General features: G+C 46.3%; 19 protein-coding genes and 1 CRISPR repeat array (1 of these 20 running past the window's edge). Of the genes, 7 read left to right on the top strand and 12 right to left on the bottom strand.

Annotated features, from left to right (window positions below; genetic code table 11):
* Positions 1-16: 16 nt before the first annotated feature.
* On the top strand, positions 17-220 hold the full coding sequence (locus AC1DE7_RS14200; protein ID WP_477534639.1) for a hypothetical protein: 204 nt from the start codon (positions 17-19) through the stop codon (positions 218-220).
* Between the two features lie 399 nt (positions 221-619).
* Here the strand turns inward: AC1DE7_RS14200 and AC1DE7_RS14205 are convergent, their stop codons facing one another.
* Positions 620-2035: an ATP-binding protein gene (locus AC1DE7_RS14205; protein WP_051449843.1), complete on the bottom strand. Its 1416-nt coding sequence runs from the start codon at positions 2033-2035 to the stop codon at positions 620-622.
* Between the two features lie 415 nt (positions 2036-2450).
* Between AC1DE7_RS14205 and AC1DE7_RS14210 the strand changes: the two genes are divergently transcribed.
* Complete coding sequence (locus AC1DE7_RS14210) at positions 2451-2786, top strand: hypothetical protein (protein ID WP_282319223.1); 336 nt, start codon at positions 2451-2453, stop codon at positions 2784-2786.
* A gap of 276 nt (positions 2787-3062) precedes the next feature.
* Here AC1DE7_RS14210 and mglC read toward each other — a convergent pair whose 3' ends face one another.
* From mglC to AC1DE7_RS14245, 7 genes are all read right to left on the bottom strand, one after another.
* Complete coding sequence (gene mglC, locus AC1DE7_RS14215; RefSeq protein ID WP_017690326.1) at positions 3063-4082, bottom strand: galactose/methyl galactoside ABC transporter permease MglC; 1020 nt, start codon at positions 4080-4082, stop codon at positions 3063-3065.
* A 15-nt stretch (positions 4083-4097) separates the two neighbouring features.
* A complete protein-coding gene (locus AC1DE7_RS14220) occupies positions 4098-5603 on the bottom strand; it encodes a sugar ABC transporter ATP-binding protein (protein WP_477534640.1) in 1506 nt (501 codons plus the stop codon).
* Positions 5604-5677: 74 nt separating this feature from the next.
* The gene (locus AC1DE7_RS14225; RefSeq protein WP_036606548.1) at positions 5678-6739 is read right to left on the bottom strand and encodes a galactose ABC transporter substrate-binding protein; all 1062 of its coding nucleotides are present in this window, start codon (positions 6737-6739) and stop codon (positions 5678-5680) included.
* A gap of 162 nt (positions 6740-6901) precedes the next feature.
* On the bottom strand, positions 6902-8074 hold the full coding sequence (locus tag AC1DE7_RS14230; protein ID WP_477534641.1) for a substrate-binding domain-containing protein: 1173 nt from the start codon (positions 8072-8074) through the stop codon (positions 6902-6904).
* Positions 8052-9848: a sensor histidine kinase gene (locus AC1DE7_RS14235; protein ID WP_477534642.1), complete on the bottom strand. Its 1797-nt coding sequence runs from the start codon at positions 9846-9848 to the stop codon at positions 8052-8054. Before AC1DE7_RS14235 ends, AC1DE7_RS14230 begins: the two co-directional genes overlap by 23 nt.
* A gap of 26 nt (positions 9849-9874) precedes the next feature.
* A complete protein-coding gene (locus AC1DE7_RS14240; protein ID WP_477534643.1) occupies positions 9875-11608 on the bottom strand; it encodes a response regulator transcription factor in 1734 nt (577 codons plus the stop codon).
* A 335-nt stretch (positions 11609-11943) separates the two neighbouring features.
* A complete protein-coding gene (locus tag AC1DE7_RS14245; protein WP_477534644.1) occupies positions 11944-12846 on the bottom strand; it encodes a tyrosine-type recombinase/integrase in 903 nt (300 codons plus the stop codon).
* A 168-nt stretch (positions 12847-13014) separates the two neighbouring features.
* Here AC1DE7_RS14245 and AC1DE7_RS14250 point away from each other — a divergent pair, with 168 nt between their 5' ends.
* The gene (locus AC1DE7_RS14250) at positions 13015-13215 is read left to right on the top strand and encodes a cold-shock protein (RefSeq protein WP_017690333.1); all 201 of its coding nucleotides are present in this window, start codon (positions 13015-13017) and stop codon (positions 13213-13215) included.
* A 104-nt stretch (positions 13216-13319) separates the two neighbouring features.
* Positions 13320-13592: an HU family DNA-binding protein gene (locus AC1DE7_RS14255; protein ID WP_036606368.1), complete on the top strand. Its 273-nt coding sequence runs from the start codon at positions 13320-13322 to the stop codon at positions 13590-13592.
* A 330-nt stretch (positions 13593-13922) separates the two neighbouring features.
* Here AC1DE7_RS14255 and AC1DE7_RS14260 read toward each other — a convergent pair whose 3' ends face one another.
* Both AC1DE7_RS14260 and AC1DE7_RS14265 read right to left on the bottom strand, forming a co-directional pair.
* Positions 13923-14567: a Vat family streptogramin A O-acetyltransferase gene (locus tag AC1DE7_RS14260; RefSeq protein ID WP_017690335.1), complete on the bottom strand. Its 645-nt coding sequence runs from the start codon at positions 14565-14567 to the stop codon at positions 13923-13925.
* A 34-nt stretch (positions 14568-14601) separates the two neighbouring features.
* Entirely contained in the window at positions 14602-16290 is a 1689-nt protein-coding gene (locus AC1DE7_RS14265) for a methyl-accepting chemotaxis protein (RefSeq protein WP_477534645.1), read from the bottom strand.
* 444 nt (positions 16291-16734) lie between these two features.
* Here AC1DE7_RS14265 and AC1DE7_RS14270 point away from each other — a divergent pair, with 444 nt between their 5' ends.
* Together AC1DE7_RS14270 and AC1DE7_RS14275 are read left to right on the top strand one after the other, a co-directional pair.
* Positions 16735-17232 carry a MarR family winged helix-turn-helix transcriptional regulator gene (locus AC1DE7_RS14270; protein ID WP_477534646.1) on the top strand — a complete coding sequence of 166 codons (498 nt, stop codon included), beginning with the start codon at positions 16735-16737 and terminating at the stop codon, positions 17230-17232.
* A gap of 44 nt (positions 17233-17276) precedes the next feature.
* Entirely contained in the window at positions 17277-18203 is a 927-nt protein-coding gene (locus AC1DE7_RS14275) for an NADP-dependent oxidoreductase (protein ID WP_477534647.1), read from the top strand.
* A gap of 91 nt (positions 18204-18294) precedes the next feature.
* On the opposite strand, the gene AC1DE7_RS14280 is transcribed toward AC1DE7_RS14275, so the two are convergent.
* Complete coding sequence (locus AC1DE7_RS14280) at positions 18295-20268, bottom strand: CotH kinase family protein (RefSeq protein WP_477534648.1); 1974 nt, start codon at positions 20266-20268, stop codon at positions 18295-18297.
* Between the two features lie 458 nt (positions 20269-20726).
* On the opposite strand from AC1DE7_RS14280, the gene AC1DE7_RS14285 reads away from it, so the two are divergent.
* Positions 20727-22463: a methyl-accepting chemotaxis protein gene (locus tag AC1DE7_RS14285; protein WP_127547408.1), complete on the top strand. Its 1737-nt coding sequence runs from the start codon at positions 20727-20729 to the stop codon at positions 22461-22463.
* A 170-nt stretch (positions 22464-22633) separates the two neighbouring features.
* Here AC1DE7_RS14285 and AC1DE7_RS14290 read toward each other — a convergent pair whose 3' ends face one another.
* Entirely contained in the window at positions 22634-23410 is a 777-nt protein-coding gene (locus AC1DE7_RS14290; protein WP_477534649.1) for a hypothetical protein, read from the bottom strand.
* Between the two features lie 640 nt (positions 23411-24050).
* Positions 24051-24605: direct repeats of the CRISPR family, unit length 33 nt; unit sequence ATTTCAATCCACGCACTCCATACAGAGTGCGAC; it runs 1647 nt beyond the window's last position.

Here is a 24605-nt window from a genome sequence, read left to right on the forward strand (position 1 = left end):
TTGCGCTGTATCCTGAATGTGGGAGAACATGTCCTTCGCGTGCGAACAAGCGATCAATATGCCACAAAAGTGGATTTTCTCTATTCCAAATGAAAAGCTCCACTCCGTGCCGGGCGGGCTTGAGGACATCGTCCAGCTCACGGTTGGAACAGAGCAAGAGCGTAAACTAACGAATCTGAGGCGCCTTATTCAAGCTTTTGAAGCTCCCTCAGAAATCTAAAGAACCTGAGACACGTTATATCCAAATAAACAGCCATTTTCAGCGTTTTTTCATGGGATGTTGGGAAATAACGTGTCTGAAGTTTCTTACAAATTAAAGTAAGGACTTGAAGGCCAAATAAGACGTCCTATGTTCCTTAGAAAATCGACTAACCATTCGCCAGGATCAACCGGCTTGAACTTCAGACTTTTATACGCTGACCTCCATCATCATATCGCTTACTTGAATTTGCAGACACACTCTTATATAGCTAAAATGATCTGAACCAATGTAGTCTCCACACATCAACTTATTAATCGAAATATTAAACGCCGCACGGGGTTCTTCTGGACCCATGCGGCGTTTTTATGTTTTTGTCTAATGACTACTTAATTGCTATCTTTGGATCTCTTATATGATTTAAGTCTCCATTGGCAGATGAAGCGTGAAGGTGGAGCCAACCCCCATTTCGCTATGGACGGTAATTTTACCATTGTGATCCTGAACGATTTTCTGGCAGAGCGCAAGTCCAAGTCCCGTACCTTCTTCTTTGGTTGTATAAAATGGATTAAAGATGGTGGATAGCGAATTTTCCGGAATGCCGCTTCCTGTATCTGTAATTGAAATGAGCACTGCGTCTCCGTCCTGCAACAAATCCATATGGACCTCACCAGGGTCTGTCATTGCTTCAAAAGCGTTACGAATCAGATTGATCAATACCTGCACAATTTTATCTCGATCCATGATGATCACAACTGGCTCATTAGTCATTTCAAGCGTAATTTGATGCCCTCGGGATGCCGCATCTGACTCGGTCAAAGACATCACTCGTTCAAGGCAGTGACCCAAATGTTCAGGCTTCATGTGATTGGCATGTGGTTTGGAAAACTGCAAAAATTCAGCTGTCAGATCGGTTACTCTCGTCACCTCACCCATAATCACTTCATACCATGGCGCGATATTAAACGCTTGTCCACGTGACAACTGCAGGAATCCCCGAATTGCGGTAAGCGGATTTCGAATTTCGTGAGCCATACCTGCGGCCAGTTCACCCACAGCCCTTAGTCTTTCGGAACGAAATACTTCTTCTTCATTTTTCAGCCATTTGCTACGCTGTTGTTGAAGAAGCCTATCTTCGGCAACCGTCATAAAGTGCTGCAACGAATCCGACATTTCCGGGTACAGGGAGATGCTGTAGCTTACCTGGAGTCCTTGAAGCTGCACGGATAACAGTGACGACATTCGTTCTTCCACATCCTGTATCTCTGGCAAAACGACTGCAAATCGGTCTCCTGCATACCGGGATATGCCATAGGCCTCGGTGAAATGATTGCTGATCATCTGACCTGTACCTGTGATTACCGTACACCAAGGATCTTCTGACTCTTTTTTAAAGCCGCTAAAGTTATTGACGTTCAAAAGGACAAGCAAAAAAGACCGTTGCTCTTCTACTGTCTTATGTAACACCTCCATGTAACCTTCGTAATTCAACAGTCCGGTAAGCGGATCATGCAGGGTCAGGAACCGATTTTTTTCCCGAAGCCTGCGCTTCTCGACCTCACTGTTGATTAAGGTATGATACAAAAAAATGATAACAACCGAGGTTAACAGGTCAAATAACGAAACCAGCAAAGCATATGTATCTACAGGCACATACGAAAGCCGAATCAACGTATATTGCAGCATAAGCAGCAACGAAATCGGCAAGGTCTGTGCCAACCTTGGTTTGTCCTGGATCATTGAAATAATGAGCATATAATACAGCATGTTGCACCAGTTCAGTTCACTGAAATAGTGGAATATCCCGAGAAAAATCCACTGAAATTTTCGCAGCACAGGATATCGTCTCTCCCCATAAATACTTGCTACCAATAATGTCGCCGAAAGTGACATTATTGCCATATTAGGGGTAAGCCTGAGAACATAAGAGGACAAAATGACAAGCAGACAACCTAGCGGGAATATCACCATTTTCATCGTGTAACTAAGCAAACAGCCTCGCCCCCTTTGACATAAAACTCACATCAAATAACTTATGTACATGTATTATATCGATTATGATTAGCTGATGTTGTCGATTAGTGGAGGCTCGCCAAATTCGCACGAATGTATAAATTATGAAGGCAATAGGACATATGATGTAATTGTAATCAACAAAAGTGAAACAATTCCTCTTCGCATAAATCATTATTGTGGTACAATACAATAATGGATTAATTTAGGATAAATACTTGGTTATGGAGGATATCACATGACAACACAACGAAAACCACTGGGCCTCGGAACGCTCTCTCTACTCGTACTATTGATGGGTCTCGCCTTTAATTTTCAATGGGGCACAACAAATTTTATGATCAGTCATTATCTTTTTAACTTAATAAACATACCTATTTATAGCAACGGAACTCAAGGACTTCACATTCCTTTTGTAGTAGCAGCCCTCTTCTGGATTCCAGCCTTCTTGATCGCCAAAAAAAATCGTTCACATTATGGCACAAGTGTATCTTATAACGTCGCCGGATTCATGTTGCTCTTATGCATCATTGGACCAGTTATCTCCGTTATCGATTGGATGGTCAATGGTTAAACAATTAAAGCCAGCTCTCTATATCCCGAGGGCTGGCTTCTTTGCTGCTTTTCCATATAAGATGAACAAATTGTTTACACGATAACGTAGAGGACAGAAATAACCTGAAGAAGCGGAGCGTTCGCCTAAAAGCTTTCTGAAAGAAAGCTGCATCGGAAGCATATGCTATCCCCGGATTTTCACTTCTTTAGAAGGGAATCAAAAAATCTGGGGATAACAGCGATCAGAAGGTTGTTCTGTCATCGGAGTGACTGGTGTAACCTCTTGAGGCTCATCTTATTTCTTTGCCATATACTTACGGATATCAAAAGCCACCGCAGCAACAATGATCAATCCTTTGATAATCAACTGCCAGTATGGACTCACACCGATAAACGTCAGACCATAGTTAATGACCCCGAAGATCAGTACACCCGCCATTACCCCAGGTACTGTTCCAATACCACCCGCCGTTGATACGCCGCCTACCACACATGCGGCAATCGCATCCAGCTCATACATGTTACCGTAATTGTTTGTTGCTCCACCTGTGCGTGCTGCCTCAAGTACACCACCCAGGCCATACAACGCACCCGCAATGGCATACAGGGCAACCAGGTTGCGTGCCACATGAATCCCGGATACATGCGCTGCCTGAATGTTGCCGCCGATCGCGTACATGTTTTTGCCGAGACGTGTTTTGTTAAAGATCACCCAGCAGATTAATGCCACCGCAATAGCAATGAGGACAATATACGGGATGGAATAACCCCCGCCCAGATCAATGTATCCAGAGCCAATGACGGTAAAATCGGGTCTCAATCCTCCGATCGGCTGTGACTGGTTGGGTTCCGTATCAAAATAAATGGAGTTCAGTCCATACACGGCTACCATTGTACCCAGTGTTGCGATAAAAGGTGGCACATGTAATTTGGCGACAATGAGTCCATTTACCAATCCCACAAACAGACCTGCGGTAATCCCGACAAGGATCGGCAGACCCACCCATAAGTGGGGCAGATCGGGGAAGAAGCGATTGGCATACTCGTCAATTTGTAGCATCGATGCCGATACAACCGCTGTCAGACCAACCACCCGTCCAGCGGACAGATCGACCCCGCCCGTGACAAGGATAAAGGCGGCGCCGAGCGCAATAATGGCCCGTGTAGAGGATTGCTGCAAGATGTCCCGCAGTGTGGAGAAGGCCAGAAAATTCGGATCGGCAATCGCAATACCAATAATGAGCAGGATCAGTACAATAAAGATGGCGCGTTGTGTTACATATTGTTTCACTTGATTGATCATCTGTGTGTTCATCTGTTTCCCTCCTGACTAAGCCATCCGCTGCTGCGCGGCCAGCCTCATAATATCCTGCTCTGTTGCCTCGGCTCCATCCACGATTCCGGTGAGACGCCCTTCGCTCATCACCATAATGCGATCCGACATACCCAGCAGTTCGGGCATCTCTGAGCTAATCATGATAATGCTTTTGCCCTGACGAGCCAGTTCCGTAATAATGGTGTAAATCTCAAACTTGGCCCCTACATCGATTCCACGTGTCGGTTCATCCAGTAGCAGAATCTCCGGGTCGGTCAGCAACCAGCGCGCTAACAGAACTTTCTGTTGATTGCCGCCAGACAGGTTTCGAATCAGCGTGTTAACTGAAGGCATTTTGGTTCTGAACTTCTGCGTCTGCTCACGTGCCTCTTCGCGGCCCTTTTTCTCGTCCAGCAAGCCCACGCGATTTCGGTAGCGCCCCAGACTGGCAATGATCGTGTTCTCATACACCGACAACACCGGGAAGATTCCTGTGACTCTTCGTTCTTCCGTGAGCAACGCAATGTTATGACGCTTCGCTGCTGCGGGGGAATTAATCTTCACCTTGCGCCCATGAATTGAAATGGTACCCGAAGCGAGTCCGCGCAGTCCGAACAAGGACTCAATCAGTTCTGTCCGCTGTGCTCCAACCAGGCCGCCAATGCCAAGCACTTCTCCTTTTCGCAGCTCAAAAGATACATCACAAAACGATTTGGACTGGCTTGATGTCAGACCCTCGGCTTTTAATATCACTTCACCGGGTACGTTCGTCCGTTCCGGGAAACGTTCGTCCAGATCACGGCCAACCATACGCGTAATGATCAGATCTGTCGTTAGATCAGCAGCATCCCATGTCCCGACAACGAAACCATCACGCATGATCGTCACTTCATCCGAGATCGTTAGGATCTCCTCCATCTTGTGTGAAATATAGATAATGGATACGCCGCGACTGCGCAGTTCATTAATAATGGCAAATAGCTGATCCACTTCCTTGCCTGTCAGGGAAGAAGTTGGCTCATCCATGACGATGACTTTGGATTGAAAAGAGACCGCCTTGGCAATTTCCATGGATTGAATCTTGGAGACAGACAGTGTTCCCGCCTGAGCCTTCGGATCAATATCCAGGTTCAAGTCCTTGAACAGGGCCAGCGTATCGGTATACATCCGTTTCTCGTCCACCAGTATTCCCCTCATCGGAAAACGACCCAGCCATATATTCTCCATCACCGGACGATGCGGGACCGGATTCAGCTCCTGATGAATCATGGATATGCCTTGCTGAAGTGCCGCTTTGGAATTCGGAATATCCACATCCTTTCCTTCGATACGTATCGTTCCTTCATCCGGGTGATACATGCCGAACAGACATTTCATAAGTGTGGATTTCCCCGCTCCATTCTCTCCCATCAAGGCGTGAACCGTCCCCGGCTTTACTTTCAATGTGATCTGACTTAGTGCCTGCACACCCGGAAATGCTTTGGAAACTCCATTCATCTCCAGCAGGTAAGGTGACTCCATCTTGGTTCCTCCCTTCCATATGACCGTCAAAAAAGGGACGCTACCCGAATGTCGGACGTCCCTGTCTCGTGCTTTTATTGGGCGTCGGCGATGTTGTCTTTTGTAATCTTCTTGTATGCAATCCAGACGTATTTACCATCTGTAATGTCGTATTTGGTATTTTCCTTTGTTGGTGTCTCACCTTTGGCAAGTACGGAAGCCAGTGCCACCGTGGCTGCACCCTGATTCTTGGCATCATTAAGCACCGTGCCCAGCATTGTGCCATCCTGTAGAGCCTGAATGGCTGGAGCTGTTGCATCCACACCTACCACCGGCATGGATTTGCCATCCTTGAAGTATCCGGCTGCTTTCAATGCCTCAATGGCTCCCAAGGCCATGTCATCATTGTTCGCGAGAACAGCTTCAATCTTGTCACCATGGGAAGCCAGGAACGCCTGCATTTTCTCCTGACCTTTCACCCGGTCCCACATCGCCGTGTCTTCCGCCAGTGCTTCCACTTCGATACCGGCATCCTGGATCGCCTGAACCGAATATTTGGTCCGAAGCTCTGCATCCTGGTGACCCGGTTCCCCTTTCAGCATGACGTATTGCAGTTTGCCATCGCCGTTTTTGTCCGCTTCCGGATGTGCTTTCCAGTAATCCACAATCAGCTGACCGGAGATCGTACCGGACTCCTCCGCTTTTGCTCCTACGTAGTACACTTTATCCCATTTGTTCATATCTTCAGCCACCGGCTCACGGTTGAGGAATACCACTGGAATGTTCGCTGCCTTAGCCTTGTCAATGATGACACCTGCCGCCGTCCGGTCCACCGGGTTCACGGCCATTGCATTGTATTTCTTGGACACAAACAGATCCACTTTCTCATTCTGGGTCGGCTGTGCATTCTGGCTATCCACGATATCCAAAGTCGCGACACCTTCCGCTGCTGCGGTCATGGCATTACGTACACCCGTCATGAATGTATCATCAAATTTGTAGATGGCAACACCAATCTTGGGCGTTTCCGTACCGGCTGCTGTCTGGCCTCCTGTATCTGTTCCCGTACTTCCACCTGCACTGTCTCCGCCGCTGCTACACCCCGCCGCCACAACCATACATGCCGTAATCAACAGTGTCATCCATGTTTTCTTCATATCCTAATGACCTCCCCCAAGTTCATTCGGCTTCACCGATGTCTTTATTATGAAAAGGTTTACATTAAATTCGAATACAATATCTTCACCTGTTCTATCGAAATCTTCCTCAAGTTAACAAACACCTTAATTTCTTCATTCAGTATTCGTTCCAGCATTGGTTCATTGTACAAAAGGAAACAACAGCTTCTGGTTATCCATCCAGAACATATTGTCTGTACTAACCAGCTTGGTCTCAAGTAACACTCTCGCTTGCACCTGTTGATTGTTCAGCCGCGCAACGGCTTGATTCAATCCTAGATAACCTGCACTGTATCCATTCTGGACGATGAGATGATCAAAGACCCCTTCTTGCAATTGCTCCAGTTGCTGTTGTTCACTGCCAAATCCAACAATCCTTACCTTGTCCGCAGATTTGCGTCGATTCAGTTCATCGGCTGCTCCCAGGGAAGCCGGTTCCTGAAGAGTAATGAGTCCATCCACCTCCTGCTGGTCCAGCAATTGCTTCGCAGTCTGCCAACATCCATCTCGTGTATTACATATCGATTTGGGTTCCACTTGAATATCAGGATACTGTTCCAAGGCTTCCATAACCCCCTGCTCTCTCTGAATCAGACCAGAATTAAGAGGGTCGGGGCCCAATAAGGCAACATGCCCTTTCCCTTCCAACAGCTCCGCCATGGCCTGCCCTGCCTGCCGTCCAGCCTCCACATTATCCATGGAGATGACGCTGGTGATGCCTTTCACGGGAAATTCATCGTTAAGCACTATGACCGGAATGATGGCTCCATCTGAATTCATTGCCTGCGCCTCCTGAACAATGTCGCTAAGCGCCTTCTCGCTCAAAGGATCGACTAATAGAGCTGATGCTCCCTGCTTCAGAGCCGATGCGGCGGCCTCCACTTGAGCCTGCTCTCGCCCACTGCGAGACAACGTATGGCTGTTGATATTTGCCTGTTTGACCTGCATCTCACTTCCAGCAGAATCCAGAATGGCAGGCGTGTACACATCACCATCGGAAGGGTATGCTTCCACGGTAATCAGTTCGGCTCCGTTCTCTTTGGCAGCTGCTTCGGCGCCAAGCCGGATAGCTTCCGCAAGTTCCCCTGTCCCAGCTGGCGTAATCAGCGCGATACGTGGCGGTACTGTCGTAGCATCGGGACTCGATAAGCCACAGGCGCTGCATATGAGCAGACAGCAGCTTGCAGCTGTCTGGGTTACTAACCGACATTTCCGGATTCCAGGGAAGCTCGCAGCAACCTTTTTCCAAAACGTACGAATATTCAATCCTTTAACTCTATGGGCATCGTTCCTATCCACTTGGTTGTCTGTCATTAGGCTCGCCCTCCTTCTGCTGCGATTGAATGGGAATCCGAACCCAGACCGTGGTGCCTTCTTCCAACTCACTTGCAAATTCAAGGCCATATGCCTCCCCATAATAGAGCCGGATTCGGTCATGTACGTTGCGTACAGCTACGCCTGATCCTGCACCGCTTTTGACAACCGGACTGCCACTCAATAATCCCGACATCTGTTCTTCCGTCATGCCGACCCCATTATCTGTAATGCGAAACACCAGCTTGTTGTCCTCACAATAAACATCAACCTCAATACTTCCTTCGTCCATGTGGTACTCGATGCCATGAACAATGGCGTTCTCAATCAGGGGCTGGAGCACCAGCTTTAATGTCAGGCAATCCAGAAGCGTATCATCTGCCTTAATCGTAAAGTTGAATTTGCGCTTGAACCTCATCTGCTGAATCGTCAAATAATGCTGCGCATGTTCCAGCTCTTCCCTGATCGTGATAATCGTTTTACCTTGACTAAGACTGATGCGGAACAGGCGAGAGAGAGACGTGATCATCGTGATCACTTCCTCATTGCGGCTCATACCTACCATGCGCACTACTGAATTCAGCGTATTATACAAAAAATGCGGATTGATCTGGGCCTGCAAGGCTTCCAGCTCCAGACGCCGCTTCTGCTCCTGTTCATGGATAATCTCATCCATCAGGGTGCGAATTTTATTGACCATCAGGTTGAAGCGACGAGATAGTCGTTCCACCTCCAGCGGCCCTTCAATAGGCAACTCCACGTTGAAATCCCCTCGCTCCACGGCCTTCATCTTGCGCTCCATTCGCCGAATCGGACGAGTCAGACTCGAGGATAAGAACAGCGAGACAAGAATGACCAGTACCAGTACAACGACCAATACACGAATGAGATATCCGTTCACTTCCTGACGCGTTGTCATAATCTCATCCAAATAAGCAACACCGACGATTTTCCACCCGATATTGGCAACGGACTTTACGGTATTCAGCCTTTTCTGCCCATCTGCTTCATCTTCGTAACTGCCGGAAGCCACCAAAGCCTGTTCGATATTCTCGCTTTTGAGTCCCATATACATCAATTGTTGCTGCGGATGGTACACGATATTGCCCGCACTCTCATCGATGATATACACGTATCCTCGTTGCCCCAGACTGACCCGACGGCTCAGTTCATCCATCTGTTTGAAATTGATATCGACCAGCAAAATAACCTGCCGATCCTGACCATTTTGCCGTATCGTTATGCCTTTGCTCATGGAAACGACCCATTTATATGGGCCTGTGTACATGTTCTGAATATGAGGTAACGAGAAACTCAGGTGATCCGGCACACGAAGCGCAGACTGAAACCACCCTTGCTGTGTCACATGGGCGCTGGTTTTTAATTCGGCTGTAGGTCGGTTTTTGAGCAATTTCCCCGTGGAATCAAGCAGAGTAATCGAGATGATATCTTCACGACTGCTGAGCAGTGTGTCAAGCTGTTTGTCCACCAGTTCCCCTTCCCATGTCCCGTCACGCAGCATGTGTTCCTCAATGGCACGGTACAGATGCGACATACTGCGGACGTAATCCTCCAAGTTATAACTGACCTGATCCACAATTTGTCTCGTCGTGAGTTCCGCACTTCGCTCGGCAGCCTGCGTGAACTTGTCATGCAGAAGCATCGCCATGATGGTCAGCACCAAGACGATGAAGACGGAAAAGGACCACGTAATAATAAACCGGATACTGCTGACTCTGGACGAACGCAGACGAGAGCGTAATTGAGGTCCCATGGACTTCACCCATCTGGACAAGAACTTCATCGGATCGAACCTTCACTTGCCGCCTGGGAAGCCTGTTTACGATATTCTTTGGGCGAGACACCAATATGTTTTTTGAAACAAAAACTGAAGTAATTGGGTTCGGCAAAGCCAACCTGCTCCGCAATTTCAAACGACTTCAGCTCGGTCGAGCGAAGCAGCTCACGCGCTGCCTCCATTCGGATCTGCATTAGGTACTGCAGAAAGGTAAGTTGTACTTCTTTTTTGAAAATGCCACAAAAATAACCGGAGCTGATATGCAAATGCCCGCACACCTTCTGAATGGACAGGTCCGGGTCGGCATAATGCTCTTTCGTGAAAACTAACGCCTGCTCGACAATATCTTTGTATACATGCTGGCGTCCGCTCGCAATGCGATGTTGTACGAGTAGACAGACCTCCTGTACCTTCTTCTGTGCCTCAGTGAGTCCCGGCAGTCGGAACAAATCCGCATACAACTGGAACCCTGCACCAAAGATGTCTTCCATCGCTTCTCCTGATGCCTGTGCTGCCTTCCATACTGTTGTTAATATTTCAATTAAATAGAGCTGAATATCACTTCGCCCGTGTTCCACTGTAATTTCCCGGAAAATGATCGCCAGTGCTTCCTCCAGCTCTGCTTGTGTACCTGCCTTCAGGCATCGTGTCAACGTCTGCTGCTTCAACTCGTCGAACCGCAGCTTGCCCGCCGTCTGTCGCTCCACGTCCGCAATGTATATGATTGAATCTGTCCCGGGCACAAGCCGATAATCCAATGCCAGCAGGGCATCTTCATAGGCATGATTCACATCCGCGAGTGTATCCACAATCTGACCAGAGCCCACCGTAGCCGGGATACGTAAATAGTGGTTGATGCTGCGCATCACATTTTCCAATGCCTTCTGTTGCCGCTTCACTCCATCTGTACCGCCCGTACGATCCACATAGAGCAGGACAATCGTCTCCTGATGCATAAAGGCATGACCAGCCCCATGCTCCGCCCAAACTTCTGCCGCAATGTTAAGTGCCGCAAAGCGTTTCAGCTCAGCATCCTCAGATTGACGCAAGGAACCTCCGGGAATGAATATCTCAGACTGATCCGCTACCTCGGATGTTGTTTTGTTATGTCGCTGTGGGGGCTCGCTGAATACTCCCTCAGACTTCTCCTTTTGCACATCTCCATCTATATGCAGTGTCAATACGGACACCCCATAGCGTTCTCCTGTCAGATCCAATCCGCATTGTTTGGCTTTACTATGAATATATGTTGAGGATTTCTGCCGATGGAGCAAGGTCGCCATCAGATCTGCCTGTAATAAAGGCAAACTGGTATGATAGTGCTCACGCAGCTGCTGTACATCTTCACGCTCAGCCACTTCAGCCGCCATCTGAGCGCGCAGTCTTGTGAGCAGTTCTGTGAGATGTCCTGCCGAGAACGGCTTCAGTAGATATTCGTCCACACTTAACGAGATGGCTTGCCTCGCATAATCAAATTCATCATATCCAGTCAAAATGACCACCTTCACGAGTGGATTACGTTTCCTCAATCTTTGTGCGAGTTTCAGACCATTCATGAATGGCATGCTGATATCCGTCACCACAATGTCCGGCTCTACCCTCTCCGCCATCTCCAATGCTTCCCGCCCATTCTCAGCCAAACCGACTATCCGCAGATCGAGCGCTTCCCAATCGACCTCTACAACAAGTCCTTCACGCACATCTTCTTCATCATCCACCAGCAGTACCCGGTACACGTTTGGATTCCTCCCTTTTGATGCCGGCCTTATGCCCTATCAACGAATATATATGTAGCATTGTGATCCATTTGATTTCTTTCTGTCACCGAATTGAAGCAAAATGCACAGGGCTCATGTTGATCTGTTCCAAGGTTGCCATCATAATATACAATATTATCAGGGATATGTAATCGCTTTCTTCAATAGAGGTAAGGCAACCCTGTCGGGCAGTGCCTAAGTGAAATGTGAAGGATCGTATATGAATGCTAAAGGTAGGTTAAAGTAATATAAACACGGAAAATTTCGAAGTACTTCTAATAAGAGGTGTTTTCATTCTGACTATAATTCAGTCTTCATTCTTGTTCTTTACGATGATTCGTACTTAATGCTTTAAAATAAATCATTGTTGTATCTGGGTTGGTGTGTCCCATTATCTCGGCCAAACGGTGCAGTGGCGTATGCTCAGCCATGGCGTAGCCAAAACGATGACGCAGGTCGTGTGAACTCAGTCCTTCCAGACCTGCTGTTATCATTACTTTTTTAATCAGGTGGCGCAATGCTCTCTCCGTTAAACGATCATTTGTCTTCTCTGAAGGAAAAAGATACGCACGATCGGGAGCAAGATCAGATAAGTACTGATTCAATATGACAACACACTGCATATTCAAAGGGATCTTACGTTGCACGTTGCGTTTATCGGCGCTCACAGTCAGGTGACCGCTTCGTCTAGCAATTTCGATATCATGAGGCTTGAGGTTGCATACCTCCATCGTTCGCAAGCCTGTGTGAAACATAAGGGTCAGGATGGTCTGGTCACGAAGGGAATTACCATACTCCACTGCCGCGAGAAATGCCTGCTCTTCTTCAAATGTCATTCGACGTGGACTTACTTTGTCTTCCGGAATGAATTTTAATGGTTTAGAAGGGTCATGACTGAGCCTGGATTCCAAGACAGCCCATTTGAAAAAACGCTTCAGCGTAATCAATCTCCGGTTAATGGTGGCTGGTTTCAATAACATAACTTGGTGAGCATCTTCACGATAACTGACTAAAGTGGATGTATCCACATCTTCAATTCGCAGTGAAAACTCTGCGCTGAGCATGGTGCTTTCCTTGTACCATTCAATAAAGTGCTTCAGATCACTTGCATATTCCTTCACGGTTTTGGGATGCAATTCCCCCTCTTTAGCAAGCATATGTATGAATTCCTCTACTGTCGGTTCCCGCTGCACCGAAACCCCTGATGACTGATTCATTAGAAAATACCTCCAAATCTTGACTTATATTAGCGGACATGGTATTATCATATTAATCGATACATTAGCGGACATCAAGTTCGTGGTTTAAATGCACCAGGTGAGTGTCAATTTTAAATTATACTCGTCATAATGATCGGCTAAAAACTTATTTTTTGGAGGAATCACATGCAAACAGGTACAGTGAAATGGTTCAACGCGGATAAAGGATTCGGCTTTATCGAAACTGAAGAAGGAACAGATGTATTCGTTCATTTCAGTGCAATTCAAGGTGAAGGTTACAAATCTTTGGACGAAGGTCAACGCGTTCAATTTGAAGTAACTCAAGGTAACCGTGGACCACAAGCTGAGAACGTTACTAAACTTTAATTATATGAAAGCTGCCTTATTAATAAGGCAGCTTTTTATTTACACATATGTTACACAGTAAAGAAAAGATTTCACATCCCAAGATTGAAAGCGAGGTATTCCCCATGGATAAAGAACAATTGATCACAGAAGTAGCCAAGGCTGGCGGTTTCTCCAAGAAGAATGCTGAAAAAGCTGTAACCGTTGTACTGGACTCGATTCTCGAAGCTCTCAAAGAAGGCAAAGAAGTTCAACTGGTCGGATTCGGGAAATTTGAAGTGCAGAAGCGTGAGGCAAGAACGGGAAGAAGCCGGAAAACAGGCAAAGAAATTCAACTACCTGCAGGTAAAGTTCCTGTATTCACAGCAGGCTTAAGCATGAAAGAAGCTTTAAATTAAACAACGCAACAACTTATTGAAAAGAGGTTTTTATTCAAACACACAATGATAATATGGATTTAAATGTCGTGTTTACTACCGTTGATGATATCATTAACTTTTATTCAGGCAAACAGACAAACTCGGATCATACAGAAAATCACACTCATTTGAAGCCCCCATCAACAAAGTCTGATTTTACCCTACGACCACCCACCCGTTAAATTAACATTTCATCTTGGACAACAAGAGGCCCTGATCCGCTCAAAACGGTCCAGGGCCTGATTTGCTTGGAAGCCGGCTCCGTCAGGAACCAGCTTATTTGTCTTTTAAGCACAATGCACATCCATCCTATTTGCTGTTCAGAAGTTCGCGCAAGATCTGTAGATCATATGTAGAGACAAGACGTTCCAAATGCGTATCCAGCCATTCCTCATCCTGATCCCACCACTTCAATTCCAGCAGCAGTGCAATCGTCTCTTCGTCAAAACGCTTTTTAACAGTCTTGGCTGGATTACCACCAACAATCGTATAGGGTTCAATGTCCTTAACAACGGTTGAATTGGAGGCAACGATTGCCCCGTCTCCAATCGTGATACCAGGCATGATCGTTACATTTTGTCCAAGCCATACATCGTTGCCCAGTACCGTGTCACCCTTATATGGAAGTTGTTCCAGTGTAGGTGTCACACGCTCCCATCCTCCACCAAAAATGTTGAACGGATACGTGGTCATACCCTCCATCCGATGATTCGCGCCATTCATAATGAATGTCACACCTTCCGCAATTGCACAGAAATTGCCAATGACCAGGCGATCACCAATAAAGTCATAATGATGCTGTATCCGGTCATAGAATTGCTCTGGCGGATTTGTGTTGTCACTATAATACGTATAATCACCGATGTCCACGTTGGAACGCGGCGGCAGGTTTTGAATGTAACATACCGTACGGATATTCTCATTCGGGAAAAGTTTTGTTTTATCAGGGGCCATATGAAGTCCCTCCTTTTCCCTATTGTAACAGATTTTAAATCTTAAACGGACTAAGTGAGGTCTGCAGCTCTGTCGACACATCAGACAAAATAGCCGCAGATGCCTTGATCTGCTCTACCGACTTGAGCTGTTCATGAACAGAATCGGCAGCCTGTTGTGAATTGGTACTAGCCGTTTGCGCATGGCGAGCGATCTCATGCACAGAAGCTACGATCTGTTCCACGCCTGCGGACATCTCTTCACTTGTCGCAGCCATGTCCTCAATCTCTGTAGCAATACGTAGGTTTGTATCCCGGATCAGGCTGAAGTTTTGCTCCGTTTCCCGGGTCAAGCGCAGTCCTTCCTGTACTTCGTCCTTCACTCTAGACATGGCCGATAGCGATTGCTGCATATCTTGTTCCATGGCTTCGACCAGTTCTTCAATACGATCTGAAGAGTCTCCGGCTTGTTCAGCCAGTTTACGAACCTCGGTAGATACGACGGCAAATCCTCTGCCATGCTCCCCTGCTCTTGCTGCTTCAATGGATGCATTGAGGGCAAGCAGATTCGTTTGATTTGCAATCTCATGAATGGCGGAAACCATCTGGCTAATCTGTGCCGACTTCCCTTCCAGCATACGAATGACTTCATCCGTTTTGGTAACGGAAGATTCAATTGTAGACATCTGCTGAACGGTAAGTTGCACCGCTTCACCTCCTATTTCAGCCTGTTTGCGTGAATACAAAGCAGAATCCGAGATACTGGAGGCCTTGTCCGCCATGCGTTGTACGGCTATCGCCACTTCTTCCATGGCCTGCAGATTTTCTTCTGTACTAATTGTCTGACTCTCGGCTCCTTGTGCGACTTGTTCAACGGAGGATGCAATCTGCGCCGATTCTTTGGACGTTTGGTCCGCAATCTTCAGTAGCAGCCCAGTCGATTGCTCTGCTTTCTCCGCAGCTTGAAGTCCTCCTTGAATGATGACCTGGAGATTACTTCTCATCTCATTGTATCCCATGCCCAGCATGCCAATCTCGTCTTGGACGTTGTCCACAACTGGCTGTGTGAAATCGCCCGTACCCGCACGTTTAATCGCTACGGATACCCGTTCGATTCTTACTCTCACCCTGCGAACGTACAGCAGGATCAGGGTAATTGCGACTAACATTGCAAGCAGGAATACGATCACGAATGTCTTGAGGAACGAGGAGATAATCACATCAATTAACGATTGAGAAGCGCCAACATAGAAAATTCCGATAATCTCTCCGGATGCGTTCTTGATTGGTTCATAGGCCGTCTGATATTTCTGACCCACAACCACGGCTTCACCGAAGTATTTTTCCCCTTGCTGCAAAACGGTCTGGGCGACCTCGTCCGATACCTTCGTGCCAACAGCACGCTTTCCGTCCACCATGACATTTGTTGCAACACGTTCGTCACCTCGGAAGATCGTCACCGTGTCACCAGAAGCTTCTCCAATCTCATCCACCAGTTCAAAGTTGCCTTCCAGCGCGGTATCTCCCTTGAATAATTGTCCGTCCTTAATGGCCCAATCTCCTGGATGCTTATATGTAATGATACTATTCGCCATCTCCAAATCTCGCTTTGCCTTCTCTGTAGCAAATGTCGTGATCCCCTGCCTCATCTCCAGGATTACACTTACCGCCACGGCTGAAGAGAAGACGATAAATATACTGATAACGATCAAACTGATTTTGGTACCGATGCTCATGCTTCGCATGTGTGTGAGCCACCCTTTTCCCTATGTAATTGTGGGGATATTCGAGCCAATTTCGATTCAGTTTCGAATATCACTATAGTCTTATCGGTAGGAGTGTTCACAATATTTATAATATTTCAGTGACTTTTATCACAGTAATCGAAATTAAAAATCAAAGTTTTTCCGCTTTCTCCGTAATTATGTGAGAATGATCTGCTGTCTAGAAATTTAGAAGAGCTTTATAAGTTGAACTAAAGAATATTTACACTGGACACTCCGATGACAGAACAACCTTTCGATGAAGTTTTCTTTTCAGAAAGCTTTTAGGCGAACCTTCCGCTTCTTCAGGTTCTTTCTGTCCTCTACGTTTCATGTAACTGTTTAGTTCAATTTATGTTGCCAACCACATATTCAAGTGTTATATTTATGTTTCCGACAACATAATTAAGAAAGTTGAGGTACATGATGACAGCCAAAGATGATTTCAAAAAGCCTGATAATCTCCAGGAATTAAATAATGAGGAATTCAGTGCAGTAGCGAACTATCCCATCAGTTTTAGCATTTTTGCTCTTGCGCGCTCTCACAAAGGGCTTGCTGCGCAGTTGATTCGGGATACCGGGCTTTTTCCCGGTCAAGAGATTATGCTGATGCAGTTATATGCCCAAGATCATCAATCCCAAAACTCTCTGGGTCGCACCCTTCGCCTGGACCACTCAACCGTAGCCAAGTCTGTTCGCCGTCTGGAAGATGCCGGTCTCGTTACTCGGAGTCGGTCCAAAACAGATGGACGGGTGACCATTGTATCCCTGACAGAAGCCGGACGCGCACTGGAGGATCAAGTGAATAACGCCTGGCGCCAAGTGGAGCAGATCACCACAGCTGGCCTCTCCGAGGAAGAAAAGAACTTACTGTTATCTCTTTCACAGAAAATTGCTGCACAGATTGATTCATCCCTATCCTAAATTTCCTTAACGAATGGAGCGTGTGAACAATGCATACATCTAAAATGAGTGCTATTCAAATTCATCAATACGGAGGACCCGATACATTACAGTTCGAACAGGAAGTCCATAAGCCCCAGCCAGCTGCCGGCGAAGTTCTGGTACGCATTCAGTATGCTGGAGCCATTCCACTGGACTGGAAGATTCGTAACGGCTGGTTGCAGAACGTGTTTGTCAAAGAGCTGCCTTATACACCCGGAACGGCCATGTCAGGCATCGTTGAGTCCGTGGGAGAAGGTGTCGATACCATCAAGCCGGGAGATCGCGTTTTTGGTAATGTGAACGGAAGTTATGCCGAGTATGGTATGGCTCCTGCTACGGATTTGGTGCATATGCCAGACGACCTGAGTTTTGAGGATGCTGCGACCATTAAAGGCGGAGCTGAAGCTGCATGGAAAGCACTGTTCACCGAAGGTGAGTTGGAAGCCGGGCAAACCGTTCTGATCCACGCTGCTGCGGGCGGTGTCGGACAATTCGCAGTGCAACTGGCAAAATGGAAAGGCGCTCATGTTATTGCTACCACGTCTGGTGCCAATGTTGATTTTGTTACTTCATTGGGTGCCGATCAAGTAATTGATTACAAGACAACCTTGTTTGAAGAGCTGGTAAGCAATGTAGATCTGGTTGTTGAAGCTGTTGGTGGAGAGATCGAAGATCGCTCATGGGGTGTTCTGAAACCTGGGGGCCGACTGGTATCGTTAACTCAACTGCCTTCTGCCGAAAAAGCAGCGCAGTATGGCGTTACAGCCAAGTTTAATTCCAAATTCCCGACATCAGAGGATCTGTACACAATCGCTCAGCTAATCGCTAACGGTTCCCTCCGCTCAGAGATTGATTCTATCTTCCCTTTAAGTGAAGCGAATCAAGCGCATGCCAAAAGTGAGGCCAGACATGGACGAGGCCGGATTTTGCTGGATGTTCGCTCCGTCTAACCTGACAAAACAGAGCAAAAAGGGATTCGATCTGACCATCGAATCCCTTTTCTCGTTCTCCATACTAACGTTGATCTGCAGGAGATATTTCTTATTTGGATGTAAGGCTTACTTGTGCAGCGGTTTGATCCCAGTCCACGGTAAGTCCCAGTCCTTCTGAGTTGAAGCGTACAGGCACAAGTGTGCGACTGTTTTGAATGATCGCTGGTGCATCAATTTCAAGTGTCTCTCCATTTACGGTTGCGGTGCTACTTCCGATCTTGAGCACAAGGGTCTGATCATTCAGAACCGCTGTTACCGTCTTCGCCGCTTTGTCCCAAGTCACTTCTGCATCCATTGCTTCGAGGATTGCGTTCACAGGCACCATCACTCGGCCACTTTGCTGCAGCGGGTCCTGATCCGGGAATGTGATCAATTTACCATCGAGAGTTACGGTAATGGTTTTGTCGGTTGTTCCGGATGAGGTGTTCGAGCCTGTCTCTTCCGAAGTCTCAGGCAAAGGCGTTACTTCACGTCCAAGTTGCTCTTGCAGATTCGCAAGACGGTTCAGTGCAAATGTCGTCAGTGACCCGGCTGCCATGGAGCCTATGCCTCCGCCCCCACCGCCAAAGTTACCACCAGGGCGTGTCTGCGTATTATCTGTACCCGTTGTTGCATCTGTTGTACCGTTTCCGGTTGCAGTACCCGGCTGAGTTGGAGGTGTTGTTCCATCTGGAGGAGTCATTCCTTCGAAACCTTCAGGTGGGGTCATGCCTTCAAATCCTGCTGGTGGTGTACCGCCCATACCACCTGCCGCGTCTGCATTTGCAGAATAAGCGATGTTGGATTCAAACTGTTCTGTCGTATAAAACTTCGTTGGATCTGCTTCCACATAAGGACGAATCTCATCGGCAAGGCCAGTGATACGATCCTGAATGCCTTCCATGTAGTCCGTCAGTTCATTGACGTAGCTCAAATATTTTTCCTTATACTTCGGCACAGCAAGCAGGTTATTAATCATCGGTACATTTTCCATGTTAATGCCTAGTACCGGCTCGTCCACAGATACGTTTGTCGCGTTGGTGTTGGTCGTGGTTGATCCGGTTGTTGTGCCACGTCCGCCTCCACCAGAGTACCCGTTGAAGGACATATTGAAGTCCCAAGGAACAACGGTGAACTTGCCAGCGGCATCACTGTAGAGCATGTAGTTGTGTCCTTTGTCGCCGTTATAACTGTCATAGTTGCCAAAAACCATGTTGCCTGCAATATATTGAAGCACCGAATCCACGTCCAGTACATTTTCAATATCCCCTTTTTCACCTTCTTGCATCTCGTTCAGCGTTTGGATGAAGGTTTTGAATTTGGCTTTGTCTTTATCTGTACCCAAATCTTTGGTGATTGTACTGTAGTCACTGCCCTCTTCATATTGAAGATAACTCTTCTCATCCGTATCATAGAGGACGCCTTCTTCGTAATCCTCACCATAGTTGCGCTCCAGATAGCTATCATCCACTGCTTCAACGCCAGTATAGAAACCAACCAGCTCGCTGTTAACGTACAAATTAACATAGTTCGTCATTGGTACATCCATGCCAATGCTGCGCAGTGCTTCATAGTGAAGAACTTCACGCATGTACGACGGATCGGCGTAGTTATTGTTTAGTACCATTTTATCCAGTCCAAGCAGGGTTTGTGTTTTGTCGTATTTATCAAACTTCAGTCTGAAGCTGTAACGGTCCGAATCTTCCATTGAGGCTACAGCTTTCAGGGTCAGATTGCCCTTGGTGGAGAAACCGACATTGTCCAGCTTGTTGCCGTCCACTTCCACACTCACATTCTTATAATCCTTATCCAGCGGACTCTCGAGCATGCTCTTCCAGTCTGCATCATCAATCGTTACATTCACATCAATAACGTTATCCGTCTGAAACAACGATTCATAAGCTTGCGTCACGCCTGCACTTGTGGTTGTCGCTGTACTCTCTGCAGCATATGCCGCATTCGGACTTCCGATCAGACCAAAAGATGTCGTTACCATCGTCACGGACAATGCCGTTACTGCAACTTTTCGTAATAAAATATTCAAATGATGAATCCTCCTTCTTGGATTTCTGTTAAGCAACTGAGGCTTATGTAACCATGGTAGGGGACGAACCTTTAGTGAATCTTAAACGCGATCAAAAATGATATGTATCACTATGAAATTTTCATGGATATACAAGAAATATAATGAAAAAAAGCGCAATTATAACCTTGGAACCGGTTCATAAGTCCTATTTTGTTGCAAATATCTAATATTAATATGCCTATATAACGATATATCTGAAGAGTAGAACTTACCTGGAGTTCATATACGTGAATAGTAAAACCCATTACGAAAAGCTTTTAGAAACAAAAAAGAATTTGATCAGACAGGATATTTAGGGACGATTTCACAGTTTTTAAGTCAACAATTACATAGCGTGTACAACACCCAGGATAAGTCCTTCGTCACAATCGTAGAAGGAGTGAACCATCTTGTTTAATAAGCTTCGCTGGAGTACCATGCCTTTCTTCATCAAAAATTTGGTGATTTCATTCGGCAGCATCATGTTGATCGGTGTAATTCTGATTACTGCCGCGTATCAATTGCAAAAGAACATCTTGGTTGAACAATTGCACGACCAGGCTACCGTCATCACCCAGAAATGGTACGATGATCTCGACACTGCCAAAGTGGCAGAAGCGGCTAAGGAAAAAAGCTACTCCGGTCCTATACAGCTGGAAATGAAAACTTATCTCGATTCCATCCATGAATTCTATCCAAACATCGCGCAAGCGTACATTTTTGGTTCAGAACTTGAGCAAGGAAACGGAACGTCCATCATCGCGATTCCAACGAATCTGTTGGAACCATTTGAGGAAGGTAATCTGCCCGCAGGTGCCATGTACCCGCTGCCTCAGAATAACGTCGTAGTGCTGGAACAGATGAAAAAGGACGGAAAACCTGCCTTCAGTGATTTCTACACGGATGAGTACGGGACTTGGACCACTCTGATCTATCCGATTAATAACGCAGATGGCTCCATGTATGCTGCTCTTTACTTCGATGTAGATGCAAGTGCCGTTCCAAAAGGCCTGAACAAACTGCTTACGTACGGTTTGATGTTCCTGATCGGTTTCCTGATCCTGTTCATGGTGTTGCAATTCATTTTGCTGAAAAGAACGTTGCTTCCGATCCGCAATCTGATGAAAGGTATCGAAGAAGTCAGCACGGGTAATCTGGACGTAACCATCGATACCGGACGAGATGATCTGGGTATCATCAACGAGAAGTTTAATGCGATGATCCATCGCTTCAATACAACCATCTATAAAGTACAGAATGCTTCACATCACCTCTCGGAATCTTCCAAACAACTACTGGGCATTTCCGAGAAAAATAATGTTAACATTCAATCCATCAGCACCAATATTCGAGAAATATCTACTGGACTGGTGTCACAAGACAAAGCCACTGTGGAGAACGCACGTGCCATGACAGAGATGTCAACGGTAGTGCAGACGATCGCCAGTAGCTCAGCCGATGTGGCAGATGAAGCACTCAGCATGGAGCAGCGCTCCAGCACAGGTAATGTGGTGATGCAACAAGTCATTGAGCAGATGCGCCTGATCTCCGGTGCGGTGCAAAATACGTCAAATTCGATTCAGTCTTTGGAAAACAACTCGAACCAGATTAGCAACATTGTTAACGTGATTACGGAGATTGCTGGACAAACCAACTTGCTTGCACTTAACGCTTCAATCGAGGCAGCCCGCGCAGGTGAAGAAGGAAGAGGTTTTGCGGTGGTTGCAGGTGAGGTACGTAATCTGGCAGAGCAATCGCAGGAATCAGCGAAGCAAATTCGACAGTTAATTGAAGAAATTCAACGGGATATCATGCAGTCTTCCGAAGCGATGCAGTTGGGTTCCAAGGAAGTTACCAAAGGCTTGGAAGTTACCCAAGAGACTGGTGTATTCTTCGAGAATATTCTGACTGCTACAAATAAAGTTGCAAACCAGATTCAGGATATCTCCAGTTCTACTGAAGAAATCTCGGCAAGCACACAGGAAATGTCTGCCACCGCCGATGAACTGTCTGCCAATGTCAGCAAGGCAGCAAGCAGCAGTAAACAAATTGAGCAGTCAATTGATGAGCAGGAAGCCTCCATGGCAGCCATTGTGAGTGCCTCCGATGAACTCTCGGTTGTATCCGAGCAACTACAAGAACTGATCTCATTCTTTAAAGTACGTGCAGAATAGAATTAATAGGATATAGAGAACAAGAATACGACACAGTAAAAAAACCAAGGCTCATGAGTGACTACACTCAAAGCCTTGGTTTTTTGTTGTTACCAGGGTAGGCTCTATACCTTCCCGGTATCATTTAACAGACAGTGGTGTCATCAACTGATTGTTGAACCTCCAATCCACTATAATCCTGCAGCTGCTTTAATTTCTTTTCTCTGAGAAACGATTAATGATTGTAACTTTGCTGTGCCAAATGCACCTGCTGAGAAAGCATTCGCCTTCGGATAATAAACCATTCGAAAAGATGTTCCATCTTGAAGGTGCACACGTAAAAAAATCCCTGTCTCATGCTTGGATTTCTTATACACCTCATCAAAGCCAACATATCGCAACGGCAAAAGCTCGTTCATGAATTCGGATGCGGCTTCCTGGGGAAAGTCACCGATTGGGCTGCCATCGTTCCCGCTTTCAAGGCTGACTTTTTCCACTTTGTCTTTAATGTCCATCAGGTCTCCCATTGTCTTAGCATTGGGATTTTCTTTTGCTTCGTAAACCTTATTATTCGCTACTACGCGATAATGCGACTTATAACCTTTCAGTTCATATATAACAGTTCCAATTGGAAGATATGCCGCATCACCATTCTCGGTCACGTGATCCGCACACGCATGCTCGTTCAGCATGTAGCTTACTTCCCCTACCCTATCCCCAATTTGCTCTGCAGGTACCACTTTGGCCCCTTCGTTGTTTTGAAAATATGTAACATTATGAATCATCAGAAAATCAATCCATTCAAGGGTTCCCAGGCATCGCTTCGTTGATTCCTTTGAAACTTCTTTCGTAATCGTTTCCTGGGGTTTGGATGTTATTTCACCCTTATTTGATGTTCCACAGCCAACAATAATGACTAGAATTAAAAGTATATTCAAACGCTGGCTCCAATATTTAAATGGTTTCATGATCAATCACCTCAACCTAGTAGACGAATTTAACTAAGACATAGTTACGAGCTTTTTACGATCAGCTATTCAACTCAATAAACACCTAAGAACAGGGAACAGTTATTTGGGTCAATATGCTCCTTCGTGTACTTCATTCATGCAAGCGGCATTTCTGGATTACTCCAAAAAACAGGTAGCAAAGCTTATGTAGTAATCGTAGTTCTAACCGTTGCCATACAAAAAACACAAACAGCTCAGCCATCTGTGAATTCATTACTCGTATTAGGAGCTCAGTTAGATACCGAAACCATGCTCTTCCTCCTACCAAAATTTCAATTCATACACACTATAGGAAGTGCGACTCGTTGAACGCGATCGGGTCCGCAAGGAGCTTGAAATTTCAATCCACGCACTCCATATAGAGTGCCACTAAAGGGTGTTGGGGTCCTTTACTTTCCCTACATAATTTCAATCCGCACACTCCATACGGAGTACGACACCGACAATTGCATCAGACTCAGCGATACCTTCAAATTCCGATACACATTCTTCATACGGAGTGCAACCTTAATTTACTGATAATTTCACAATTGGGTTTATCCAATTTCAATCCACATAGTGCGATACATAAGGCAGTTCAGCTCAGTTGAATGCTATTATTTTAATCTACACACTCCATACGGAGTGCGACGCCTGCCATCTGTATCCCTCCTTGGTTAGAGGCCGATTTCAATCCACGCACTCCATACAGAGTGCGACTACATGTAGCTGGATGACCGTTCTCTACAGCGTCCTATTTCAATCCACGCACTCCATACAGAGTGCGACGTGTGTTCTACATTCACGAGCTGGAGCCGAAACAATTTCAATCCACGCACTCCATACAGAGTGCGACAGTCGATTGTTTGAGAAGTCCACATCTTTATAAGATTTCAATCCACGCACTCCATACAGAGTGCGACGTTTATGCCTGCGCCTGACTGCTGGTAGTACATGTAATTTCAATCCACGCACTCCATACAGAGTGCGACCTCATCCGTTCTTCTGGCGGATTGGTAATTACGGATTTCAATCCACGCACTCCATACAGAGTGCGACGGCACGACGTCGATGCCTTACGATGACATGCGTAAATTTCAATCCACGCACTCCATACAGAGTGCGACTTCGGAAACGGAGGATTGAAGGTATGACCGCATATATTTCAATCCAC

This window comes from Paenibacillus sp. 10L310, assembly GCF_056395745.1.

Coding starts and splice junctions, on each gene's coding strand:
- AC1DE7_RS14270 (WP_477534646.1), top strand. CDS start 16,735: ATGACAGCCAAAGATGATTTCAAAAAGCCTGATAATCTCCAGGAATTA.
- AC1DE7_RS14255 (WP_036606368.1), top strand. CDS start 13,320: ATGGATAAAGAACAATTGATCACAGAAGTAGCCAAGGCTGGCGGTTTC.
- AC1DE7_RS14200 (WP_477534639.1), top strand. CDS start 17: ATGTGGGAGAACATGTCCTTCGCGTGCGAACAAGCGATCAATATGCCA.
- AC1DE7_RS14225 (WP_036606548.1), bottom strand. CDS start 6,739: ATGAAGAAAACATGGATGACACTGTTGATTACGGCATGTATGGTTGTG.
- AC1DE7_RS14210 (WP_282319223.1), top strand. CDS start 2,451: ATGACAACACAACGAAAACCACTGGGCCTCGGAACGCTCTCTCTACTC.
- mglC (WP_017690326.1), bottom strand. CDS start 4,082: ATGAACACACAGATGATCAATCAAGTGAAACAATATGTAACACAACGC.
- AC1DE7_RS14260 (WP_017690335.1), bottom strand. CDS start 14,567: ATGGCCCCTGATAAAACAAAACTTTTCCCGAATGAGAATATCCGTACG.
- AC1DE7_RS14230 (WP_477534641.1), bottom strand. CDS start 8,074: ATGACAGACAACCAAGTGGATAGGAACGATGCCCATAGAGTTAAAGGA.
- AC1DE7_RS14265 (WP_477534645.1), bottom strand. CDS start 16,290: ATGCGAAGCATGAGCATCGGTACCAAAATCAGTTTGATCGTTATCAGT.
- AC1DE7_RS14235 (WP_477534642.1), bottom strand. CDS start 9,848: ATGGGACCTCAATTACGCTCTCGTCTGCGTTCGTCCAGAGTCAGCAGT.
- AC1DE7_RS14290 (WP_477534649.1), bottom strand. CDS start 23,410: ATGAAACCATTTAAATATTGGAGCCAGCGTTTGAATATACTTTTAATT.
- AC1DE7_RS14285 (WP_127547408.1), top strand. CDS start 20,727: ATGCCTTTCTTCATCAAAAATTTGGTGATTTCATTCGGCAGCATCATG.
- AC1DE7_RS14275 (WP_477534647.1), top strand. CDS start 17,277: ATGAGTGCTATTCAAATTCATCAATACGGAGGACCCGATACATTACAG.
- AC1DE7_RS14220 (WP_477534640.1), bottom strand. CDS start 5,603: ATGGAGTCACCTTACCTGCTGGAGATGAATGGAGTTTCCAAAGCATTT.
- AC1DE7_RS14250 (WP_017690333.1), top strand. CDS start 13,015: ATGCAAACAGGTACAGTGAAATGGTTCAACGCGGATAAAGGATTCGGC.
- AC1DE7_RS14245 (WP_477534644.1), bottom strand. CDS start 12,846: ATGAATCAGTCATCAGGGGTTTCGGTGCAGCGGGAACCGACAGTAGAG.